Origin of the sequence: Devosia sp. Root413D1, assembly GCF_001425235.1 — a bacterium.
Classification (GTDB): domain Bacteria; phylum Pseudomonadota; class Alphaproteobacteria; order Rhizobiales; family Devosiaceae; genus Devosia_A.
Window position 1 is genome coordinate 405,523 of record NZ_LMEA01000009.1, and the last position, 23,035, is coordinate 428,557.

At 66.8% G+C, this 23,035-nt stretch carries 20 protein-coding genes; 17 read left to right on the forward strand and 3 right to left on the reverse strand.

Annotated features, from left to right (window positions below; all coding sequences use genetic code 11):
• The first annotated feature begins 27 nt into the window (after positions 1-27).
• The 13 genes from ASC89_RS13875 to ASC89_RS13935 all read left to right on the forward strand — a co-directional run bounded on the left by ASC89_RS13875 (position 28) and on the right by ASC89_RS13935 (position 14,921).
• On the forward strand, positions 28-897 hold the full coding sequence (locus ASC89_RS13875) for a protein-glutamate O-methyltransferase CheR (RefSeq protein ID WP_055998715.1): 870 nt from the start codon (positions 28-30) through the stop codon (positions 895-897).
• Positions 898-907: 10 nt separating this feature from the next.
• Positions 908-2,044 carry a chemotaxis response regulator protein-glutamate methylesterase gene (locus tag ASC89_RS13880; RefSeq protein ID WP_055998716.1) on the forward strand — a complete coding sequence of 379 codons (1,137 nt, stop codon included), beginning with the start codon at positions 908-910 and terminating at the stop codon, positions 2,042-2,044.
• Positions 2,041-3,906, forward strand: coding sequence for a hypothetical protein (locus ASC89_RS13885; RefSeq protein WP_055998718.1), 1,866 nt, complete (start codon positions 2,041-2,043; stop codon positions 3,904-3,906). The genes ASC89_RS13880 and ASC89_RS13885 overlap by 4 nt, the downstream gene beginning before the upstream one ends.
• A 242-nt stretch (positions 3,907-4,148) precedes the next feature.
• Positions 4,149-4,367, forward strand: coding sequence for a hypothetical protein (locus tag ASC89_RS13890; protein WP_055998720.1), 219 nt, complete (start codon positions 4,149-4,151; stop codon positions 4,365-4,367).
• A gap of 135 nt (positions 4,368-4,502) precedes the next feature.
• Entirely contained in the window at positions 4,503-5,546 is a 1,044-nt protein-coding gene (locus ASC89_RS13895) for a LacI family DNA-binding transcriptional regulator (RefSeq protein WP_156384620.1), read from the forward strand.
• Positions 5,547-5,550: 4 nt separating this feature from the next.
• Positions 5,551-6,507, forward strand: a complete 957-nt coding sequence (locus ASC89_RS13900) for a sugar ABC transporter permease (protein WP_082533369.1) — start codon at positions 5,551-5,553, stop codon at positions 6,505-6,507.
• Positions 6,507-7,418, forward strand: coding sequence for a carbohydrate ABC transporter permease (locus ASC89_RS13905; RefSeq protein WP_055876534.1), 912 nt, complete (start codon positions 6,507-6,509; stop codon positions 7,416-7,418). The genes ASC89_RS13900 and ASC89_RS13905 overlap by 1 nt, the downstream gene beginning before the upstream one ends.
• A gap of 66 nt (positions 7,419-7,484) precedes the next feature.
• The gene (locus ASC89_RS13910) at positions 7,485-7,793 is read left to right on the forward strand and encodes a hypothetical protein (RefSeq protein WP_055876537.1); all 309 of its coding nucleotides are present in this window, start codon (positions 7,485-7,487) and stop codon (positions 7,791-7,793) included.
• A 168-nt stretch (positions 7,794-7,961) separates the two neighbouring features.
• Positions 7,962-9,383, forward strand: coding sequence for an extracellular solute-binding protein (locus ASC89_RS13915; protein WP_055876540.1), 1,422 nt, complete (start codon positions 7,962-7,964; stop codon positions 9,381-9,383).
• 88 nt (positions 9,384-9,471) lie between these two features.
• A complete protein-coding gene (locus ASC89_RS13920) occupies positions 9,472-10,662 on the forward strand; it encodes an ADP-ribosylglycohydrolase family protein (RefSeq protein WP_055876543.1) in 1,191 nt (396 codons plus the stop codon).
• Between the two features lie 14 nt (positions 10,663-10,676).
• Positions 10,677-12,776, forward strand: coding sequence for an ADP-ribosylglycohydrolase family protein (locus ASC89_RS13925; RefSeq protein WP_055998722.1), 2,100 nt, complete (start codon positions 10,677-10,679; stop codon positions 12,774-12,776).
• Positions 12,777-12,918: 142 nt separating this feature from the next.
• The gene (locus ASC89_RS13930) at positions 12,919-14,103 is read left to right on the forward strand and encodes a CaiB/BaiF CoA-transferase family protein (RefSeq protein ID WP_055998724.1); all 1,185 of its coding nucleotides are present in this window, start codon (positions 12,919-12,921) and stop codon (positions 14,101-14,103) included.
• A complete protein-coding gene (locus tag ASC89_RS13935; RefSeq protein WP_055998726.1) occupies positions 14,100-14,921 on the forward strand; it encodes a CoA ester lyase in 822 nt (273 codons plus the stop codon). Before ASC89_RS13930 ends, ASC89_RS13935 begins: the two co-directional genes overlap by 4 nt.
• A gap of 195 nt (positions 14,922-15,116) precedes the next feature.
• Here ASC89_RS13935 and ASC89_RS13940 read toward each other — a convergent pair whose 3' ends face one another.
• The gene (locus ASC89_RS13940; RefSeq protein WP_082533370.1) at positions 15,117-16,904 is read right to left on the reverse strand and encodes a bifunctional diguanylate cyclase/phosphodiesterase; all 1,788 of its coding nucleotides are present in this window, start codon (positions 16,902-16,904) and stop codon (positions 15,117-15,119) included.
• Positions 16,905-16,996: 92 nt separating this feature from the next.
• The gene (locus tag ASC89_RS13945) at positions 16,997-17,860 is read right to left on the reverse strand and encodes an AraC family transcriptional regulator (RefSeq protein WP_055998730.1); all 864 of its coding nucleotides are present in this window, start codon (positions 17,858-17,860) and stop codon (positions 16,997-16,999) included.
• An 87-nt stretch (positions 17,861-17,947) separates the two neighbouring features.
• On the opposite strand from ASC89_RS13945, the gene ASC89_RS13950 reads away from it, so the two are divergent.
• On the forward strand, positions 17,948-19,402 hold the full coding sequence (locus ASC89_RS13950; RefSeq protein WP_055998732.1) for an alpha-glucosidase/alpha-galactosidase: 1,455 nt from the start codon (positions 17,948-17,950) through the stop codon (positions 19,400-19,402).
• Between the two features lie 486 nt (positions 19,403-19,888).
• Here the strand turns inward: ASC89_RS13950 and ASC89_RS28705 are convergent, their stop codons facing one another.
• Complete coding sequence (locus tag ASC89_RS28705) at positions 19,889-20,077, reverse strand: hypothetical protein (protein WP_055998736.1); 189 nt, start codon at positions 20,075-20,077, stop codon at positions 19,889-19,891.
• A 584-nt stretch (positions 20,078-20,661) separates the two neighbouring features.
• Between ASC89_RS28705 and ASC89_RS28710 the strand changes: the two genes are divergently transcribed.
• The 3 genes from ASC89_RS28710 (at position 20,662) to ASC89_RS13980 (ending at position 23,024) form a co-directional block, all read left to right on the forward strand.
• Positions 20,662-21,612 (forward strand): flagellar hook-length control protein FliK, encoded by a 951-nt coding sequence (locus ASC89_RS28710; protein WP_055998740.1) that lies wholly within the window; start codon positions 20,662-20,664, stop codon positions 21,610-21,612.
• Positions 21,609-21,905, forward strand: coding sequence for an EscU/YscU/HrcU family type III secretion system export apparatus switch protein (locus ASC89_RS13975; protein ID WP_055998742.1), 297 nt, complete (start codon positions 21,609-21,611; stop codon positions 21,903-21,905). Before ASC89_RS28710 ends, ASC89_RS13975 begins: the two co-directional genes overlap by 4 nt.
• Positions 21,906-21,971: 66 nt before the next feature.
• Positions 21,972-23,024 (forward strand): D-TA family PLP-dependent enzyme, encoded by a 1,053-nt coding sequence (locus tag ASC89_RS13980; protein WP_055998744.1) that lies wholly within the window; start codon positions 21,972-21,974, stop codon positions 23,022-23,024.
• Positions 23,025-23,035 lie beyond the last annotated feature (11 nt).

The window sequence follows — 23,035 nt, forward strand, 5'->3', positions numbered from 1 at the left end:
CGCGCCAGAACTCTCCGAGGGCGTCCAATGCCTAACCTCGCCCAGAAGCCCCAGCCCGACGACGCCGACGATCATCTCAGCGCGCTCGATTTCGGCCGTATTGCCAAGCTCATCGAAGGCGAGGCCGGTATCAAGCTGCCGCCGGGCAAGCGCCTGATGGTCGAGGGCCGGCTGCGCAAGCGCATGCGAGCGCTCGGTCAGCCCGATTTCGCCAGCTATTGCAGCTTCCTGTTCAAGCAGGGCGGGCTCGAGCGCGAACTCACCCATCTGATCAACGCCGTCACGACCAACAAGACCGACTTCTTCCGCGAGGCCGAGCACTTCGATTTCCTGGTCGAGCACATGGTGCCCGCCCTGCTCAAGACCCGCGAGCGCAACCCGCTGCTGAAGATCTGGAGCGCCGCCAGCTCCACCGGCGCCGAGGCCTATACCCTCGCCATGGTGCTCGACGACTTCGTGGCCCAGCGCAACGACTTCCGCTTCGCCATCCTCGGCACCGACATCTCCACAGCCGTGCTGGCGCAGGGGCGTCGTGCCGTCTACCCGGCCGAAATGATCGCGCCGGTGCCGCCCGAAATGCAGGCGCGCTACCTCATGCATGCGCGCCGCCCCGGCGCCCGTCGCGAGGTGCGCATGGTGCCCGAGCTCCGCCGTCAGGTGCGCTTCACCCATCTCAACCTGATGGACCAGAGCTATCCGTTCGATCGCGATGTCGACGTGATTTTCCTCCGCAACGTGCTGATCTATTTCGAGAAGGCCGATCAGGATGCCGTCGTCGCCCGCCTCGTCGATCACCTCCGCCCCGGTGGCTACATCGTGCTCGGGCATTCGGAGTCGATGATCGGCACCTCGCTCGCCGTGCGGCAGGTCGCCCCCGCCGTGTTCCAGAAGCTCTGAGATCCCCCCGATGTCCGCCTCCGCTGAGCCCGACCGCAAGATCCGTGTGCTGATCGTCGACGATTCCGCCGCCGTGCGCACCACGCTCTCGGACATCATCTCGTCCGACCCCGAGCTCGAAGTGATGGCGACGGCGGCTGACCCCTATATCGCCGTCGAGCGGATCCGCGCCGAAGTGCCCGATGTCATCATCCTCGATATCGAGCTGCCGCGCATGGATGGCATCACCTTTCTCAGGAAGCTGATGTCGCAGCGTCCCATCCCGGTGGTGATCTGCTCGTCGCATGCCGGCGAGGGCAGCGACACGCTGATCGAGGCGCTGGAAGCGGGCGCCGTCGATGTGGTGCAGAAGCCGCGCGTCGATACCGCCCAGTTCCTGCACGATTCCCGCGTCCGCATCTGCGAAGCGGCCCGCTCCGCTGCCCATGCAAGGCTCAAAGGGCGCGTCCGTCCCCCGGCGCCGAAACTCGCAGTCGAAAAGAAACTCACCGCCGACGCAGTGATCCCGCAGCGCTCCGCTGCCCGCGCCGCCTCGGCTGCCGCCTCGATGCCCACCACGGCGCCGGTGATCTGCATCGGCGCCTCCACCGGCGGCACCGAGGCGCTGCGCGATGTGCTCGAGGCGCTGCCCGCCACCACACCCGGCATCGTCATCGTCCAGCACATGCCTGAGCGCTTCACCGCCGCCTTCGCCCGCCGCCTCAATGGCCTCTGCCAGATGGAGGTGAAGGAAGCCGAGGATGGCGATGTGGTCGAACCCGGCCGCGTGCTGATCGCCCCGGGCAACCACCATATGTCGCTGCAGCGCTCGGGGTCGCGCTACACCGTCAGCATCGTCGACGGGCCGCACGTGTCGCGCCATCGCCCTTCGGTCGACGTGCTGTTCCGCTCCGCTGCCTATGCCGCCGGCAAAAACGCGCTCGGCATCATTCTGACTGGCATGGGCGACGACGGTGCCCGCGGCCTGCTCGAAATGAAACAGGCCGGCGCCGCCACGCTCGCCCAGGACGAAGAGAGCTCGATCGTCTTCGGCATGCCCAAGGAAGCCATTGCGCTCGGCGCCGCCGACAAGGTGGTCTCGCTCCGCCGCGTCGCCACCGAAATCACCACCTACGCCGCCCGTGCCCCGCAAAAGGACACCGCATGACCTCGTCCCCTGCCACTGAGCTCTCCGTTATCCTCTCGCGCGTGGCGGGGGAGGGGGCCCATGCAGAGCATGGGGGAGGGGGCGGACAGACTCTCAGTAGTGCTGACGCAGATCTCCTCTCGCCCCGCATTCTCACCCTCGCCGCCGACCTCGCGGCCCCCCGCGACGCCATCGATGGCGCCTTCGTCGCCGTTGGCGGCCGGCTTGCCGAGTGCGCCGAGATCCTGTCGCGCCTCACCGACACCTTCGAAACCCTGCCGGTCGATCTCGAAGGTCCGGACCTCGCCGAGGCCACCGATCGCCTCGCCGTGGTCGGCCGCCGTGCCGGCGAGATTTCCGTCACGCTCGGCGCCGAGCAGGCCGATCTCAACCGCCTCGTCGACGCGCTGCGCGGCGCTTCGCACCCGATCTCGGAGCTGCGCCGTACCGTCAAGATGATGGGCATCGTCGCCATCAATGCCCGCGTCGTCGCCGCCAGCGTCGTCACCGACACCGAGGATTTCGGCGTTTTCACCACCGACATCGCGCAGCTGTCGGACTCTGCCACGACCACCATCCAGCGCTTCTCGCGCACCTATGAAGCGCTCAGCATCGTCGTCGGCGAAGCCGCCACCGCCCGCGCCAGCTTCGAGCAGGCGCACCGCGATACGCTCTCGACTCTCGCCACTGAGCTCGAGCGCGACCTCGCCGAAGTCACCGAGCAGCGCCTCACCTCGGTCCGCTCCAGCGCCGTCACCGGCCAGATGTCCCGCGCCATCGCCGACAAGGTCGCCACCACCGTCATGGCCCTGCAGGTCGGCGACGCCACCCGCCAGCGCGTCGAACACGTCGAAGCCGCCCTCCGCGATCTCTCCACCCTTACCCTCCCCCGCGGGGCGGGGGAGGGGGCCCACGCTGAGCATGGGGGAGGGGGGAGCTCGACACTGAGTGACCCCATCACCGAACTGCAGCGCCAGCAGCTCGCCGGCGCGCGCGAAACCCTCGTCTTCGAAATGGCCTCTGGCGCCGAGGCGCTCACTCAGCTGGCCGACGACGTCGAAGCGGTGCTCGAGCATGCGCGCCAGGTCTACGGCTCTGCCGAGAACCGCTCGGCCCTCTCCGAACTGCACAGCGCCGTGCGCCGCGCCGTCACCGTGCTGCGCGATTGCGAAAGCGAGCGCGAAAAACTCGATCGCGTCGCGGTCGCCGTCTCGGAGACAGTCGGCGTCCTGCTCAACCACGTCGAGGCGGTGCAGGAGATCGAGTACAAGATGCGCCTCGTCTCGCTCAATGCCGCGGTCAAATGCGCCCAGCTCGGCCCGCGCGGCCGTGCTCTCGACGTCATCGCCCAGCAACTCAGGACCCTCACCGGCGAGACCGTGGTTTCGGCGCATGAGGCGGTCGAACGGCTGAACGAAGCTGCCCGCTTCTCCGCCGCCTTCACCAACGCCACCGGCGCCGGTGCCGGCCGCGTTGGCGATCTGGAGCGCGAGGCCGCGGCCTCGCTCACCCAGCTCGAAACCGTCGGCATGCGGATGAAGAAGGCGCTGGTCGAACTCTACGACGACGGCCCCAAGGTCGCCGACCGCCTGCACCAGGCCGTCGACAGCCTCGCCAACCACGGCGCCATCTCGGAAGCCCTGAGCGATATCGAACTGGGGATTGCCGCTCTTATCCTCCCTCGCGGGGCGGGAGAGGGCGACCAAGCGCAGCTTGGTGGAGGGGAGCTCCCCTCCATCGAACTGACCGAGTTCCTCGCCACCCTGCGCAAGCGCTACACCATGGACGCCGAGCGCCGCGTCCACGACGCCTTTACCGGCATCGAAATCGCCCCCGAACCCGCCGCCGACACCGACGCCGCCCTGGACGACCTGTTCTTCTGAACGATTGCGTCCAGGTCAGGACGCTCGGCCCCCACACCCACCTTGGATGACATCGCGTGTGGGGTGATAGCTGCGATCAGCTCGACCACCGGTACTCCCAAGCCTCCCGCTGGTCCACACCCGGGGAGATCACCGTCCAACATGTGATTTGACGTAGCGGGAACTGGTCCGACATATATGCGTTTACACGTATACAGGGGCGGCGGGCCTATCGTTACGTGAGTCTGTCGGGGGCCAATCCGATGAATGACTTGGATAACCATGAGCTCGTCGAGCTCCTGGCGATGTTGCGCCGCAGCGACGAGAACGTCGATACGCAGCGCCTTACCAACTTCTCAGATGCGACGCTGCTCGCGGTCATCAACCCGTTGGGCGACGACCGGCTGGTGACCAACGTGCCGAGCTTCGTCGCAGTCCGCGCGGAACTGCGTCGTCGCGGCCTCTTACCGCGCGACCACTGACAAAAACTCATGGCCGGTCAGCAGGCTGGCGCCGGCGATGAGCACCAAAATCCACGCATCCTGGGCCATCTAGACTCCGGCGTTAACTTCCGGTAACGTTCCCAATAGATGCCGGGAACGGCACGGGAGGGTTGCATGGGCAGACGGCCCACCATCATTGATGTGGCAAGGCTTGCCGGCGTGTCGAAGAGCACTGCCGCACGCGCCCTCTCCGATTCCCCTGATGTCAACGACGCCACCCGGGAAAAGGTGCGCAAGGCCGCCATCGCCAGCGGCTACGAGCGCAACCACCTTGCGGTCGGCATGCGGTCCGGCCGCTCGGGCCTGTTCGGCCTCGTCATCCCCGATATCACCAACCCGTTCTGGGCCGAGGTCGCCCGCGGCGCCCAGGATATCGTCGGCGAGAACGGCGCCTCGCTCTTGGTCTTCTCATCGGACTGGGACCACGATCGGGAAGCCAGCCACCTGCGCGCCTTGCGCCAGGCCCGGGTCGAGGGCGCCATCGTCAACCCGGTGTCCGACAATGCCGAAGATTTCGGCCGCTTCGGGGTGCCTTTTTCACTGATCGGCTCCAGCGCCGAGCGCTTCCCCGATACCCCAAGCATCGGCTCGGACATCCGGCAGGCCGTGCGGCTCGGCCTCGATCATCTGGTCGCCCGCGGCCACGCCGCGCCCGCCCTGATCCTTGGTCCGAAATCCCGCCTGGCTCGGGCCCGCTTCCTGCGTTCGGTGCATGAGCACTGCCTCGAGCGTGATATCGACCCGGCCGTGCTGCTGGTCGAAGATGGCGACTATACCTTCGAGGGTGGCCATGCCGCCATGCAGCGGCTGATGGCGCGCCAGCGCAGCGGCCACCTCACGGTGTTCTGCGCCAACGACCTGATGGCGCTCGGCGCCATGCTGGCAGTGCGCGAAGCCGGCCGCGAGTGCCCGCGCGATGTCTCCATTCTCGGCTTTGACGGGGTGCCGGCCGGCGCCTTCTCCTGGCCCGGTCTCACCACCATCGAGAAGCCGGCGCGTGAGCTTGGCCGCCGCGCTGCCCAGGCGCTGTTCGATGAAATCGCCGGTCGTCCGCAGGATGGTCGCACCTATTTGCCGTGCCGCCTGATAGAGCGAGGCTCACTCGCCGATCTGACGGTACAAACGCCCCTGCGCGTCGCAGGAGCGGGGAGGAGCTAGAAGCATGTCGAGCGTCGAGCAAAACGCGACGGTCATTGCACGCGTCACCGGGAACGTTCCCAGATCGCAGCGCTTCGCCAATAGCGTTCGTCGCTGGTGGCCCTACTACGTCATGCTCGCCCCCGGCCTGCTGTTCTTCCTCGTCTGGCACTATTTCCCGATCTGGGAAGCCAAGATGGCATTCGAGCAGGTGCGCATCATCCCGCCCAATCTCTGGGTCGGGCTGAAGCACTTCCAGACGCTGTTCGCCTCGCCGGTGTTCTACCAGGTACTGGCCAACACGCTGATCATCTCGACGCTGAAGATCCTCTTCGTCTTCCCGGTGCCGATCATCGTCGCGCTGCTCCTGAACGAGGTGCGGAGCGGGCGGCTCAGAAAATTCGTGCAGTCGGCGATCTACTTGCCGCACTTTCTGAGCTGGGTGGTGATCGCCGGCGTGTTCATCGCCATCCTGTCGCCGTCCGATGGCGCGGTGAACCAGATCACCGGCTTCTTTGGCGCCAAGCCAGTGGCCTTCATGACCGATGGCAACTCCAGCCGCTGGGTGCTGGTGTTCTCCGAGATCTGGCGTTCTGCCGGCTGGGACAGCCTGCTCTATCTCGCCGCCATCATCGGCATCGATCAGTCGCTCTACGAGGCCGCCGAGCTCGATGGCGCCAACCGCTGGCAGAAGGTCTGGCACGTCACCATCCCCGGGATCGTCCCCACCATCGCGACGCTGTTCATTCTCAACATGGGCATGTTCCTGTCGGCCGACCTCAACCAGGTCATCAACTTCCTCAACGACGTGAACCGCGGCCAGATCGATATCCTCGATACCTATGTCTACCGCATCGGTTTGCGCACCGGCGAATACTCGCTCGCCACGGCCGCCGGCCTGTTCAAGGCGGTGTTCGGCATGATCCTCATCCTCTCTGCGCATTTCGTTTCGAAGCGCCTCACCGGCAAGGGAGTCTGGTGATGGCCGCGCCCCGTGGCACCGCGATCCGTCGCACCCCGCTCGAGCGCATCGAGTACGCCATCATCGTCACGACCCTGCTGGCGATGGTGGTGGTGATGCTGCAGCCGATCCTCAACTTGCTCGCCGTGTCATTCTCCGATCCGAGCCGGGTCGCCGGCAAGAGCGGCCTCGACATCTGGCCGTCGGGCTTCTCGCTCGATGTCTGGATGCTGCTGCTGCAGCACCCCAACGTGCAGCGCGGTATCCTCAACTCGATCTTCATCACCGCCACCGCGACCTTTATCGGCGTCGTCGGCACGGCGCTGATGGCCTGGGGCCTGAGCCGGCCGAACCTGCCCGGCCGGCGGGTCATCTTTCTGCTGGTCCTCGTCACCATCGTGTTCGAGCCAGGCATCATTCCCGACTACTTCCTGATGAAGCGGATGGGCCTGCTCGACAGCTACTGGAGCGTCATCCTCTACAAGGCGGTGAACGCCTGGTACCTGATCATCCTGGTGCGCTTTTTCGAGGAGATCCCCGAGGAGCTGCTCGAGGCCGCCGAACTCGACGGCGCCAATGCCTTTCAGATCTTCTTCCAGGTGGTGCTGCCGCTGGCCAAGCCCGCTCTGGCGACCATCGCCCTGTTCTACCTGGTCTTCCACTGGAACGAGTTCTTCCGGGCGATGATCTACCTCAACGACCAGACCAAGTACCCGCTGCAGGTGGTGCTCAGGCAGTTCGTGGTCGAAGGCGACAAGCTCGCTATCGTCGGCGCCGACAACGCCGCCAACAATATCGGCGTGGCGCAGATCAACCTGAAGGCGCTGAAGGCCGGGATGATCATCATCACCATCCTGCCGATCCTCGCCATCTACCCGCTGATCCTGAAATTCTTCACCAAGGGCACCATGTCGGGAGCGCTGAAGGGATGATGGATTGCGCTGTCATTGTCGGCCGAAATCGGGTCATCCTGCCGCTCGAGGGCAAGGGAGAGCCGCATGACCGATACCGCGGTACGCCCGAAGACGCCCTGGCTGCGCAATACGATCTTCGTCCTCACCGGGCTGCAGATCGCCCTGTTCATCATCATCGAGGCCGACTTCCTGTTGCGCGCCCCGCAGATGGAACTGATCACCCGTTCGATGAGCCAGGGTTTCTCCCTCATGCTCATCGTGCCCTTCGTGATGATGACCATCCCGGCGCTGGTGCTCGCCATCCTGCGTCGCTGGCTGGTGCTGGCGCTGATCCTCGCGGTGCTGCCGATCCTCGCGGTATCGGGACTGCTCGCCCTCATCCACTTCCGCTAGCCGCGAGCGCCATCTCGTCAAACCCACCGGCCCCCACCTCCCCCTTGATGGGGGAGGCAAGCGAAGCTTGTCGCGTCAGCGACTTAGCGAAGCTCGGAGGGGGTGGGGCCGACGCACTGGCCCAACCGCCATCCCATGAACAACAACAAGCATAACGGAGGAGAATCCATGCTTAAGACCCTGCTTCTGACCACCACGGCGCTGGCGCTCAGCCTGTCGCTGGCCATGCCGGCCAGCGCCCAGACGGTGATCCGCCTGGTATCCAAGGACCTGCTCTCGACCAACCCGCCCGACGTCGCCCATATCGAGCGCATCGAAGCGGCGCTGAAGGCCCAGGGCACCGATCTCGACATCCAGATCGTCGACCTGCCGTCTTCGGGCTACGCCGACGCACTCGGCGTCATGCTGCTTTCGGGCGATATCCCCGACCTGATCTACTTCCAGGGCGGCGATGCCAAGATGGCCGACCAGGGCATCCTCGAAGACTTGAACCCCTGGATCGAGAAGTCGCCCAACCTCAAGGCGGCGCTCTGGCCGCACAATGTCGAGCGCCTGAAGAACTACCCCTATCTGCTCTATGTCTATCCGCCGCGCGCCCCGCAGCCGGTGATCCGCAAGGATTGGCTGGAAAAGCTTGGCATCCCGGCCCCGACCACCGTCGATGAGTACGAGGCCTTCTTCAAGGCCATCCACGATGCCGATCTCGATGGCGACGGCACCCCGGGCAACACTTTTGGTGTCACCACCGCCGACAACACCAATGAGCTCGACTCGATCTTCAACCAGGCCTTCGGCATCACCGGCACCTGGATGAAAGACGCGGCTGGCGAGTGGGTGAGCTCGCGCATCACCGATGCCGAAAAGGCCAAGCTCACCTGGTACGCCAAGCTCGGCGCCGAGGGTCTCTACGACAAGGAATATGTCACCTCGAAGTTCGACGTGAAGGAAGACAAGTTCTACACCGGCAAGGCCGGCGTGATCTTCGGCTCCTCGGCAGAAGTCATCGACATCTATGGCGGCAAGATGCGCCAGGCACATCCGGAAACCCCGATCGAGCTGGCGCTGCTGCCGATCCCGTCGGGTCCGGGCGGCCAGGGGCTCTCGGCCACTGATGTCTCGAAGGAAAGCCGCGGCTTCGCCATCTCGACCACCTCTGAGCACAAGGAAGAAGTCGCAAAACTCCTCGACTTCATGGCGTCGACCGAAGGCCAGATGATGGACCGGATGGGCTTCGAGGGCGAGGAATACACCAAGTCCGGCGACACCTACACCATCACCGACAAGATGAGCACCTGGTACGCCCGCTTCTTCGCTGCCGCCAACTTCGTGCCGCCGGTGGAGTGGAAGTCGACCGCCGCCCAGGAGTCGCTGAAGAACATCACCACCTGGTTCAAGCCGGACAACGCCTTCGTCTGGCCGTCCGACTACGCTGCTGACCTCGACGCGACCGAGAACGTCTACCGCGCCTGGGTCTACAAGTTCATCTCCGGCGAAGCCTCGATGGACCAGTGGGATGCCTTCGTCGCCGAATGGAAGGCCGCCGGTGGCGACCGCCTCAACGAGTACGCCCGGACCAAGCTGAACGGCTAAGCCCGGACCACCGCGTCCCGCCCGTGGCGTCCTCCCACGACCACGGGCGGGTGCGGTGACAGATTTAGACAAGCGGAAGTAGACCATCATGCCCACCTCACTTCGCGGCCGCGTCCGCGCCATGCTGCACGGCATCGCCCTGGGCGACGCGCTCGGCGCCCCGGTCGAAAAGCTCTCGGCTGCCGATATCCGGGCCCGCTATGGCCGGGTCACCTCGCTCGAGGCGCGCTGGCACAAGATGGATCTGCCGCCCGAGCAGCGAAATCACCGCATCCGCGGCAACGGCATCGTCACCGACGATACGCTGATGACCCTGGCGCTGATGGATATCTACGCCGAAACTAACCATCACCTCGACGCCTGGGACATGGCCGACGGCATGGTGCGCCAGATCGCCTGGACCCCCCGCTGGATTCCGGAGATGCAGCGCGAGGCCAACCTGATCGACCGCCTGTTCTACCCCGAAAAGTGGATCTTCCAGCGTCACCAGCTGGCCAATTGCGACCCCCGCCAGGGCGGCATCGGCAACATGGTCAACTGCGGCGCCGCCATGTACATCGCCCCGGTCGGCGTGGTGAATGCCTGTGATCCCAAGGCCGCCTATGACGAGGCCATCGCCTTCGCCCAGGGCCACCAGGAGAGTTTCGGGCTCGAAGCCGCCGGCGCCTTCGCCGCTGCCGTCGCCGCCGCCTTCACCCCAGGTATCGGCATTGAAGAGATCGTCGAGCGGGTCATTGCCCTCAGCAAGGACGGCACGCGCGAGGCGATCCGCGCCATCGCCGAAGTCGCTTCGCGGCTCAAGGGTGCCGAGCACGCCGAGGTGGTCGCCGCCTTTCACGCCGCCATCGCCCCGTTCTCGCCGATGGGCGACGACGTGAACCACACCAAGGCCCGCGCCGGCCGGCTCTCAATGGCTTACCAGCCGTCGCGGCTGGGCTCGATCGAGGAATTGCCGCTGGCGCTCGGCTTCGCCCTGGTCAATGGCGGCGACTTCCGCACTGCCATCGAGGACGGCATCAATTCCGGCCGCGACACCGACTCGATCGGCGTCATGGCCGGCGCCATCCTGGGCGCGCTGCACGGCGAGAGCGTCATCCGCGATGCTGACCGCCAGACCCTCGACAGCGCCAACCGCCTCGATCTCACCGCCGCTGCCGATCGCTTCACTGCGACCGTCACCGATATCCTTCTCGCCGACCGGCGGGCCCGCGAAGCTGCCGAACGCAGCCGCGACAGCCTCCTCGCCGATCTCCCGACCGCCAGCGTCGTCAATCTCTGACCACCGGACCGTTCATGCCCCTGACCACTACCGAAATCTTCGATCGCATCTATGCCGGCTTCATCGGCAAGGCCATCGGCGTCCGCCTGGGCGCGCCGGTCGAGCCGACCATCTGGAGCTATGACCGCATCCGCAACACCTATGGCGAGGTCACCCAGTACCTGCGTGACTTCAAGAATTTTGCTGCCGACGACGATACCAATGGCCCGGTCTATTTCATCCGCGCGCTGCGCGATTACGGCTTGAAGGCCACCGCTGCCGATGTCGGCCGCACCTGGCTGAACTATGCCGCCGAGGAACACGGCATGTACTGGTGGGGCGGCTTCGGCAATTCCACCGAGCACACCGCCTACAAGAACCTCAAATCCGGCATGGAGGCGCCGGAGTCCGGCTCCATCGCCACCAACGGCACCACTGTCGCCGAGCAGATCGGCGGCCAGATCTTCATCGACAGCTGGGGCTGGGTGAACCCGGGCAATCCGACGCGTGCCGCCAAGATGTCGGCCATGGCGGCTTCCGTCGCCCATGACGGCGACGGCCTCAACGGCGCCCGCTTCTGCGCCGCCGCCATCGCCCAGGCCTTCGTCGCCAAATCCATCGACGAGATCGTCGAAACCGGCCTCTCGACCATCGATGCCAGTTCGACCTACGCCCGCGTCGCCCGCGCCGTCATCGACTTCCACAAGGCCAACCCGACCGACTGGCGCCTTTGCCGCGACATGCTGACCGCCGATTGGGGCTATGACCGCTATCCCGGCGTCTGTCACATCATCCCCAATGCCGGCGTCACCGTGATGGCCATCCTCTACGGCGCGGGCGAACTGACCCGTACCGCCGAGATCGCCACGATGGCCGGTTGGGACACCGATTGTAACGCCGGCAATGCCTGCGCCATCGTCGGTACCTTCCAGGGCGTACAGCCGAGCTGGGACAAGTATCGCAAGCCCATCAACGACTTCGTCATCGCCTCCGGCGTCATCGGCACGCTCAACGTCGTCGATATCCCGAGCTTTGCCCGCGAGCTCACCGTCCTCGCCCTCCGCCTCGACGGCAAGGAGCCGCCGGCGCCGTGGGTCGAGGATTTCGAGCGCCGTGGCGTGCGCTTCGATTTCGACGCGCCGGGCGCCACGCATGCCTTCCGCACCGAGCCGTTCAACCAGATCGAGGTGAAGTCGGCGACCGGCAAGCAGGGCCCCAACTCGCGCGGCGCGCTCGAAGTGCTGCTCGATCGGCTCGAGCGCGGGCAGGGCGGTCGCATCTTCTGGAAGCCGTTCTACCGTCGTGCCGATTTCGACGACGAGCGCTACCGCCCGATGTTCACTCCGCTCGCCGATGCCGGCCAGACGGTGAAGTTCAAACTGCAGCTCGACCCCTGGAACGGTGACGGTAACCTTCGCGTCGCCCCCTATGTGCGCCGCGCCATTTCCGGCGAGATCGTCGAGACCGGCGCCTGGCACGTCCCGAGCTCCGCGGGCTGGCAGGACTACGAGTTCGTGATCCCCGAGGGCGACGAGGCGATCGACGAGATCGGCGTCTTGGTCGAGTATTTTGGGCGCCTGAAGTTCCTCGGCCGGCTCTACCTCGCGGAGTTCTCGGTGTCGGGGAAGGGCAGGCTCGCCATCGACCCCAGCACCGAAAAGCAGGAATGGGGCGGCATCACCCGCTTCACCTGGAACCGCGGCCACTGGTCGCTGCAGGACGGCGCCATCCACGCCCACACCGCCGAGGACGCCGACGCCTGGACCGGCAATGGCTATCTCCGCGACGTCACCGTCAGCGCCGACCTGACCCCGCTCGCCGGCAAATCCCACCTCGTCGCCGCCCGCGTCCAGGGCACGTCCCGCTTCTATGCGGCCGGCTTCGAGAATGGCGAAGCCGTAATCCTGAAGCAGGACCATGGCACGACGGTACTGGCGCGGGCGCCGTTCGCGGCGAAGCCGGGCGAGGCGCACAAGCTGGCGCTTACTGTGGTGGGCGATAAGCTGACGCTCAGCGTCGACGGCAAGGAGCTCGTTTCGGCGACCGACGGTCAGTTCCGCTACGGCCAGGCCGGTTTGCGCATGGCCTCGGCCGGCCGGATGACTGTGGCGCGGCTGGAAGTGGTCGAAGTCTGATGCTGGTGCGTGCGGCCACCCCCCTCCCAACCTCCCCCACAAGGGGGGAGGTGTCTGCCGGTGCGTGGGGCACCGTCGCGCCAACAACTCGATCGGCACCTCCCCCCTTGTGGGGGAGGTTGGGAGGGGGGAGCCACACGCTGTGACCCTGCAGTTCAACCCCCTCGCCACCGGCCCGCTCGATGGCATCCGGGTCATCGATCTCAGCCGCCTCGTCGCCGGCAACATGCTGTCGCTGCAGCTCGCCGATTTCGGCGCCGACGTCATCAAGATCGAGCCGCCGCAGGGTGATCCGTTGCGCGAGTGGCGCGATGACGGGCACTCGCTCTACTGGAAGACCTACGGCCGTAACAAACGCTCGGTGCAGCTCAACCTGCGTGAAGCCCCGCACATGGCAGCGCTCAAGGCGCTGCTCGCGACCGCCGACGTCTTCATCGAGAATTTTCGCCCCGGCACGCTCGAGGAGATGGGCCTCGCGCCCGACGCGCTGCTTGTCGCCAACCCCAACCTCATCGTCGTCCGTATCTCCGGCTTCGGCCAGACCGGCCCCTACGCGCAATTCCCCGGCTTCGGCACCATCGTCGAGGGGATGAGCGGCTTTGCCTACCGCACCGGCTTTCCGGATCGCGAACCGGTGCTGCCGCCGCTGGCGCTGGCCGATATGATCGCCGGGGTCTACGGCGCCAACGCCACCGTCACGGCGCTATTCGCGCGCTTCCGGGGCAAGGCCAAGGGGCAGGTCATCGATCTCAGCCTGCTCGAACCGATGTACTCGGTGCTCGGTCCGGAAGCCGCGATCTTTCAGGTGACCGGCAAGGTCAAGGAGCGTTCCGGCTCCGCCTCCAACACCGCCTCGCCGCGCAACGTCTATCGCTGTTCCGACGGCAAGTATGTCGCGCTCTCGGGCTCCACCCCGCAGGTCGCCCGTCGCATCTTCGAGGTGATCGGCAAGCCCGAAATGAACAGCGACCCGCGCTTTGCCACCAACTCCGACCGGGTGAAGCATCGCGACCTCGTCGATGCGGCGGTCGGCGAATGGTTTCTGCGTTACGGCCATGACGAGGCGCTCGCCATTATGCGCGAGGCCGGCGCCACCGTCGGCCCGATCTATTCGATCGCCGATATCGCCGCGGACCAGCATTTCATTGACCGTGGCATCATTGTCGATGTCGAAGACAAGGATTTCGGCGCCCTGCCGATGCACAACATCCTGCCGCGCCTCAGCGAAACCCCCGGCACCTTCCGCCGCCCGGCGCCCGACCTCGGCGAGCACACCGCCGAAGTGTTGCGCGAAGCCGGCGTCGATCCTGCTACGGTACTTGGATGAAGCTCCGCTCCCTCCTCTACGTTCCGGCCCATTCCGAACGCTTCGTCGCCAAGGCGCATGAGCGCGGCGCCGACGCCATTGTCCTCGACCTCGAGGATGCGGTGCCGGAGGCTGACAAGGATGCGGCGCGGGCCAGCCTCGCGGCCACGGTTCCTGCCGTCAGCCGCAACGGCGCCGCGGTTTTCGTCCGTATCAACTCCGGTGCTCGCCAGCGCGAGGATACGCTCGCGGCCTGCCGTGCCGGCGCCACCGGCGTGATGGTGGCCAAAGCCAGTTCCTCCGCCGCGCTCGATGCTCTCGCCGGCGCATTGCGCGCCGAAGAGGCTAAGCTCGGCCGCCCCGCCATGAGCTTCCTGGCCCTGATCGAGGGCGCCGCCGCGCTGCTCGACGCTCGCGTCATTGCCGCCAATCACCGCGTCATCGGCCTGCTGCTCGGCAGCGAGGATCTCGCCACCGAGCTCGGCGCCACGCCGACGCCCGAGGTCCTGCGTCATCCCAAACTGCTGCTGCATTACGCCGCCAAGGCGGAGAAGAAGCTCAGCTTCGGCCTTCTGCAATCGAGCGCCGATTACACCGATCTCGAAGCGCTGGCCGCTGCCGCCGCCGAGGCCAAGGCGCATGGCTTCGATGGCGCCACCTGTGTCCATCCTTCCGCCGTCGCGGTATTGAACGCTGGTTTCTCGCCGAGCGACGCCGAGCGCGACTGGGCCCAGCGCGTTCTCGCCGCTGCGGCGGAGCATGCCGGCGCCTTCCAGCTCGATGGCCGGATGGTCGACGCCCCGATTGTTGCCCGGGCGCGGAGGATACTTGGGAGTTAGTGCGCCCTTGGGGGGCACCACCTGGTCCCCCCACTCGATGTCATCCCAGCGAAAGCTGGGACCCAACTCACCGCTGGCTCGGGCTGCGAAAGGGGTCCCAGCTTTCGCTGGGATGACACCCGCTGGAGGAGGCGAGAGCGTGGACCATCACGGGTGCGGCGCACTGCGGCCGGTGGTTCAACGAAACGCTTAGTCCTAAGCCGCGATCCCGGTGAACTCGAGGAACGCCTCGAGCGGCAGCGGTTTTGACAACAGGTACCCCTGCAGCTCGTGGCAGCCGCGCGCCATCAGGTAATCGCGCTGCTGCTCGGTGGCGACGCCCTCGGCGGTCACCTTCATGTTCAGCGACCGCGCCAGGTCGATAATGGTCCTGACGATCACCTCGGCATCGGTAGATTGGCCGAGCTGGCCGACGAACGAGCGGTCGATCTTCAGCTTGTCGACATTGTAGCGCCTGAGGTAGTTGAGCGACGAATAGCCGGTGCCGAAATCGTCGAGCGCCAGCCGGATACCTGCTGCCCGCAACCGGGTCAGCCCGCTCTCGGTGGCTTCCGACGTATCGAGCAGCACGCCCTCGGTGATCTCGAGCTGCAACCGTGCCGGACTGATGCCGAGCAGCCGCAGCTGCTCGATCACCCGATCGACAAAGCGCCGGCTCTTCAGTTCCACCGGCGAGACGTTCACCGCCACCCAGGGGATTGTCGTCCGCGCCAGCATGCGGCAGGCCTCCTCGAGCACCCATTCGCCGAGTTTCTCGATCAGCCCGCGTTCTTCCGCCACGCCGATGAACACATCAGGCGCCAGCCGGCCGCGCTCCGGGTGCTCCCAGCGCACCAGCGCCTCGGCGCCCGCCACGGTGCGGCCGTCCGCAGCGAAGATCGGCTGGTATTCGAGGGTCAACTCGCCGCCGGTGTCGAGGGCTCGGCGCAGATCCTGCTCGATGCGCCGCTTCTCCTCGACCGTCTCGGCCATCGGCGGCGTAAACACCTCCCAGCGCCCGCGGCCGCGCGCCTTGGCTTCGTAGAGCGCGATGTCGGCCTCGCGCAGCATGCTGAGCGCGTCCGATCCCGGCCGCCATGGTGCGATGCCGAAGCTGGCAGTGATGAACGCCGGATCGTCAAACAGCCGGAACGGCCGCCCGAACTGCAACTGGATCGCCCGGCACAGCGATTCCGCCGCGCCTGCCGCAGGCCCGGAGAGCAGGATTGCGAACTCGTCGCCACCCACCCGCGCCAGCGTCCCCGCCGGCCCCACCAGCTGGAACAGCCGGTTGGCCAGCTGGCGCAGCAGGTCGTCGCCCGCCACGTGCCCCAGCGTGTCGTTGATGTGCTTGAACCGGTCGAGGTCGATCAGCACCAGCGTCGCCGGCACGCCCTCCGCTGCCCGCCCGGCAAGGGCCGCGAGGTCGCGTTCGAACTGGGCCCGGTTGGGCAGCCCGGTCAGCGAGTCGTGGTAGGCGAGGAAATGGATATGCGCTTCGGTGCGCCGCCGCTCGGTGATGTCGCGGGCGCTGCACACCAGCCCGATGATCTGACCCTCGGGGTTGCGCAGCGGCAGCTTCGAGGTCGAGAGCCAGAGCTGCGTGCCGTCCGGGCGGACCACATATTCCTCGTGGTCGATCAGCGCCTTCTCGCCGCGGATGACGCTCATGTCATCTTCGTAGTAGCGCCGCGCCAGCTGCGGCGGATGCACATCGAGATCGGATTTGCCGATCAGGGTATTGGGATCGCCATGCCCAAGGTCCGCCGCCACCGCGCGGTTGGCAATGACGAAGCGTGCGTCCTTATCCTTGATGTAGAGATAGTCGGGCACCTGGTCGATCATGGTGCGCAGCCAGCTGCGCTCCACCTGGGCCCGCTGCTGCTCCCCTGCCAGCTCCGCCGCAAAGCGCTGCAGCCGCTCGTTGGCGGCCACCAACGCGGCAAGCGATTCCGGTGGCTCGGGGCGAGCGACGTGCTGGACGGGAGACCGCTTCACAACCATCGGGGCCTCGGAACCGGATAGTTCGGGCGACTATCATGCTAGGCAGCAATGGATAAGCAACTCCTAATCTACGCTAAGTACAAGGCCTGCCCTCAGCGCCCCGCCGCAGCAGCGGAGCGATAGTCGCTCGGCGAGATGCCGTTGAGCCGCCGGAACGCCTTGGCGAAATAGTTCCCATTGGCGAATCCGGTTGCCGCGGCGATGGCGGCGACTGGCTGGTCGGTGGCGATCAGCAGCCGGGTTGCCCGTTCCATCCGTGCTGCGAAGACGAAATCCGAGGGGCTCTGCCCGGTCTCGCCGCCAAAACGCCTGACGAAATGCGCCCGGCTCAGCCCGGCCACGCGCGCCAGCCGGTCCACCCCCAGCGGCTCGCCCAGGTGCTCGGCGACAAAACTCTGCGCCCGGGCGATCGGCGGCGCCACATTGCTGGCGAGCGGCGTCGCGCCGAACAACCCGTCATGCAGCGCCATCATGGCGTCATACGCCGCGGCCGAGGCCTCGCCGCTGAGCAGTTCGGGTGATCGCATCAGCCGCACGCAGGCCTCCGCCATGCGGTCGACCGCGCCTGCTCCCGGCGTCACCACCGGTCCCTTGAGATCGATGATCGCCCGCATCAGCCGCAGCGCCTCGCGCCCATTGGCGCCGATCCAGAAATACTCCCAGGTCTGGCCCCGATCGAGCCAGTAGCGGTTGGCATGCGGAAAGCTCAGCACCATGGTAGAGCCAGGCAGCAGCACGTGCCGGGCCCCGGCATAGTCGAGCTCGCCCCGCCCGGCGATGGTGTGCTGGATGATAACGAACGGTACGTCGCCGCGCTTCAGGCCCTCCCAGTTATAGACCTCGTTGACGCGCTTCTCGAAGCCGGCGCCGGTGGCCATCACGTGAAAGCCCAGCGGCCCGCGCGGTGGCGCGATGGCCTGGATCTTGTGCCCATGGGCAATCAGGTCGGACAGCATGAAATTACCCGCGATCGCATGTCTTTCCTCTACACCCTCGACCCGCCTTGCCGCTAGATGGAGCCCAATTCAAAGGGGAGGAACGCCATGTCGTTCAAAGTCGCGATCATCGGCGCCGGTTCGGTCGGGTTCACCAAGACCCTGATCTCGGATCTGCTCAAGGTGCCGGAATTCGCCGATGTCGAGTTCGCGCTGACCGATATCAACGCCCACAACCTCGACATGATCCAGCAGATCATCTCGTCGATCGTGGCGGTCAACAACCTGCCGGCCAAGGTCACCGCCACCACCAACCGGCGCGAAGCTCTGTCAGGCGCGCGCTACATCATGAGCTGCGTCCGCGTCGGCGGGCTCGAGGCCTTCGCCACCGACGTCAACATCCCGCTGAAATACGGTGTCGACCAGTGCGTCGGCGACACCATCTGCGCCGGCGGCATCCTCTATGGCCAGCGCAACATCCCGGTCATTCTCGATTTCTGCAAGGATATCCGCGAGGTCGCCGAGCCGGGTGCGCTGTTCCTCAACTACGCCAACCCGATGGCGATGAACACCTGGGCCGCCGATCTCTATGGCGGCGTGGACGTGGTCGGGCTTTGCCATGGCGTGCAGCATGGCGCCCACCAGATCGCCCAGGTGCTCGGCGTCGATGACCGCGACCTCGACTATGTCTGTTCGGGCATCAACCACCAGACCTGGTACATCGACATCCGCGCCAAGGGCCGCAAGATCGAGGCGGACGAGCTGATCGCCGGCTTCGAAAAGCACCCGGTCTATGCAAAGCAGGAAAAGGTCCGCATCGACGTGCTGAAGCGCTTCGGCGTCTATTCGACCGAGTCGAATGGTCACCTCAGCGAATACCTGCCCTGGTACCGCAAGCGCCCGGAAGAGATCTCGCGCTGGATCGACATGAGCGACTGGATCCACGGCGAAACCGGCGGTTATCTCCGCCACTCGACTGAACGCCGGAACTGGTTCGAGACCGATTTCCCCAAGTTCAAGGCCGAAGCCACCAAGTCGCTGTCGGAGCATAAGCGTACCACCGAGCACGCCAGCTACATCATCGAGGCGCGCGAAACCGGCCGCACCTATCGCGGCCATTTCAACCGCCGCAACAACGGCATCATCAAGAACCTTCCGGCTGACGCGATCATCGAGAGCCCGGGCTTCGTCGATCGCTTCGGCATCAACATGGTCGAGGGCATCGAGCTGCCAATCGCCTGCGCCGCCACCTGCTCGGTGTCGATCTCCGTGCAGCGCATGAGTGTCGAGGCGGCGATGACCGGCAATATCGACATGCTGAAGCTCGCCGTGCTGCACGATCCACTGGTCGGCGCCATCTGCACCCCCGACGAGGTCTGGCAGATGGTCGACGAAATGGTGGTCGCCCAGGCCCAGTGGTTGCCGCAATATGCCGACGCCGTCCCCGCCGCCAAGGCCCGGCTGGAAAAGGCCACGGTGAAGACCAGGGATTGGGCCGGCGCCGCCCGCAAGGTGGTCCGCTCGGTCGAAGAGCTGCGCGAGATGAAGGGGGCTCATCACTGAGGTCTCACCAGCGCCGGTGGAGGCCGCCCCCCACCCTTGATCCCTCCCCGCAAGGGGGAGGGAGACGCATGCTGAGATGCTGGTGTGAGGGTCTCCCTCCCCCTTGCGGGGAGGGGACAGGGGTGGGGGTCCGCAACCACCGGCGGGCTGACGAGGCACAAGTTAACTCCCGTTAACCCGACTCCCTGCATGGTGGCGGCATGTCCGATGTCGCCACCGCGCTGCTGCAACTGATCGGCCGTACCGAGCCCGCCGCCGACCCGGCGCTGGCTGCGGTAAAGCTGGCGCGTGCCAGCCTCGACGCGCTGATCCTCCGCCTCGGCCAGAGCATCGACGCCAAGGTCACCGCGCAACTCGCCGGCGGCCTGACCCAGCTCACTGCCGGCGGCGAGAGTTTCGTGCTGAAGCTCGAGACGCCGCTGCCGGTCAACACCGCGGTGACCCTGAAGATCACCCCGACGCCGACCGGTCAGCCTGCCGTCACTGTCAACGTGCAGCCGCAACCTGCAGTTGCCCAGCCGGCTCCGCCAGCGCCACAAGCGCTGCCGCCGCTGCCACCACCGCCTGCCGCCACAACGGCGCCGCCTCCACCGGTTCCGTCGGCTGCGCAACCCGCACCTCCCGCGCCACCACCGCCCGGCGCTTCACCGGCTGCGGCAATGCCGGCGACCCCATCCGCTTCTCCGGCTGCCCCGGCGCTGCCAACCCCCACCCAGGCTCAGCCGCCGATCCCGGCCGCTCAGCCGCCGGCGACCCCGGCGCTACAAGCCGCGCCCGCGGCGCCCCCGCCGGTTCCCCACGCGTCGGTTCAGCAGGCGGCGGCTGCCATGGTGCCAGCTGTGGCGACGCCAACGCTGCCATCAGCTCCAGCCCCGGCAATGCCGGCGCCGCGAACCGCGCCCGCCCCAGCAGCGCCGGCTCAACCAGCGTCGACGGCAGTCCCGCCGCTCAACCAACCGACCACACCTGCCGCCGTCTCGACGCCGCCAGCGCCGGTTGCGGTTTCCACGCAGCCCGCGATCGCCCAACTCCCTCCGTCCGCGCCGACCGTCCCTGCGAGCAACTCCCCCACGACGAGCAGTCCGACACCGCCGCCGATCTCGCAACCCGCGGCCACCACGTTGCCTACGCCAGTTGTCGCAAGCGGTCCGGCACCGGCCGGTGCGCCGCAGCTCGTATCCGCCGTGGCGTTGCCAACCCCCGCACTTCAGGCAGCGGCCCCAGCGACCGCGCTGGCACCGCCCACAGTCGTACCGCCAATGCTCGCAGCACCGATATCGACCCCACGCCCGGCGTCGCTGCCCGCCTCTCCGCTACTCGCCCAGATCCTCGCCGATCCCGTCCAGGCCGCGGCGCGCCAGGATAGCGTCCTGCCGCTGATCGTCCGGCTTGCGACACTCGCCGCGCCCACCGCTGCGGCACTGCCGCGTCCCGCCCTCGAAGCCATCGCCATGCTGCTCGGCACCCGGCTCGACCTCAACCGCGTCCCGCCCGACGGCAAATCGCTTCGCGACGCCGTGCTGCGCACCGGCATCATCACCGAGCCCGGCACTCGCACCCCCACCGATGCCAAATCCGCCCTGCTGCAGCTGCGTTCGGCGCTCTCCGGCTTCCTCGGCGGCGAAGTCGAGGCGATCGCTCCGGTGACGCGCCGTCCGCCCCCGCCGCTGAAGGGCGAGCCTGTCCGTGCCCCTTCCACCCAGCCCGCACCGCCTTTGGCTGAAGAACCCGTCGAGACGGCCCGGCAGCTGCTCGGTCACGCCGATGCGGCGCTGTCGCGCACAAAGCTGCTGCAGCTGGCTTCCAACCCCGGCGACGCCGCCCGCCCCAATATCGCGGCCCCAGCCGCCGAGTTCCGGGTGGAAGTGCCAATGCAGCTCGGCGCCGAAACCGGCATCCTGCAACTGCTGGTCGAGCGTGACGGCAAGCACAAGCGCAGCCCGGCCGAGCGCGGCTGGCGCATGCGCTTCGCGCTCAACTTCGCCGCCACTGGCGAAGTCGGCGCCGAGGTGGCGTTGCTGGGCCGCAGCGCCAACGTCTGGCTGTGGGCCGCCGACCCGGCCACGGCCGAGGCGCTCGAGGCGATGCTGCCCGAGCTCGCTCCGGCGCTGGCCCGCCACGGCCTCGATGTCGCTTCCGTGCGGGTCCGCCGCAGCGCGCCGCAGCCCGCCGCCCGCGCCCCGGGACAATTGCTGGACAGCGCCCGATGAGCGACGCCCCAAAGCCCGTCAGCCTCGCCGTCGCGCTGGAGTATGAGCGCGGCACTCGAGATGCCCCGCGCATCATCGCCAAGGGCCGGGGCGAACTGGCCCGCCGCATCGTCGAGGTGGCCGGCGAGGCCGGTGTCGTCATCGAGGCCAACGGCCCGCTCGCCGAAGCGCTGGCGAGCGTCGAACTCGACGAGCAGATCCCGATCGAGCTCTACGAAGCGGTGGCCGAGATCATCGGTTTCGTCCTTAGGGCGAGTGCACAGCGCCATTGGACGCCTACGGCAGGCAGCTAGCGTCCCCACCTTGCATTCCCACCCGGCTCCGGGCGAAGTGACGCGCCATTCCCTGGAGCCCGCGTCATGCCGACCATTGCCGACCTCGATACTCCCGCCGTCCTCATCGACATCGATCGCGTCGAGGCCAATCTGCAGCGGGCCCAGGCACATGCCACCGAGCAAGGCTATGCCCTGCGCCCGCACATCAAGACCCACAAGCTGCCGCGCTTCGCCAAACGCCAGGTCGAACTCGGCGCCGTCGGCATCACGGTGCAGAAGCTGGGCGAGGCCGAGGTGATGGCCGATGCCGGCATCGCTGATATCTTCCTGCCCTACAATATCCTCGGCCCGAAAAAGCTGGCGCGGCTCAAGGCCCTGAACGAGCGCGTCACCCTCTCGGTCACAGCCGACAGCCCCGACACGCTGTTCGGCTATGCCGCGACCTTCACCTCCGGCAAACCATTGACCGTGCTGATCGAATGCGATTCCGGCGGCGGTAGATGCGGCGTGCAGACGCCGGCCCAGGCGCTGGCGCTGGCCCGTCAGATCGCGCCCGCCCCCGGTCTGCGTTTCGGTGGCCTGATGACCTATCCGCCGCTGCACGGGGTGGAGAAATCCAACGCCTGGCTCAGCGAGGCGGTGGCGCTGTTCGCTGAAGCTGGTATCGCCGTGTCGCGCGTCTCCTCCGGCAACAGCCCGGACATGTGGGCCCCCGCTGCTGCGCCCGTCACCGAGCGGCGCCCCGGCACTTACATCTACTACGATCGCTTCCAGGTGAAGGAGCGGGCGGCCGGCCTCGACGATTGCGCGCTCAGCGTTCTCGTCACCGTGGTCAGCCGGCCCACTGCCACCCGCGTGGTCATCGATGCCGGCTCCAAGTCGCTGACCTCCGATCTCCTCGGCATGGAGGGCTTCGGCCTCGTCATGGGCACTGATCTCACGGTGAAGGGGCTCTCCGAGGAGCACGGCGTCATCGAGCTGCCGGTCGCTTCGGATTGGCCGCGCATCGGCGAGCGGCTGCGCATCATCCCCAACCATGCCTGCGTCATCTCCAACCTCTTCGACAGCGTGACGCTGATCTCCGGCGACGAGGTTCGCGAAGTGGTTCCTGTTGCGGCCCGCGGTCGAGTCGACTGAGCGCTTTCCGG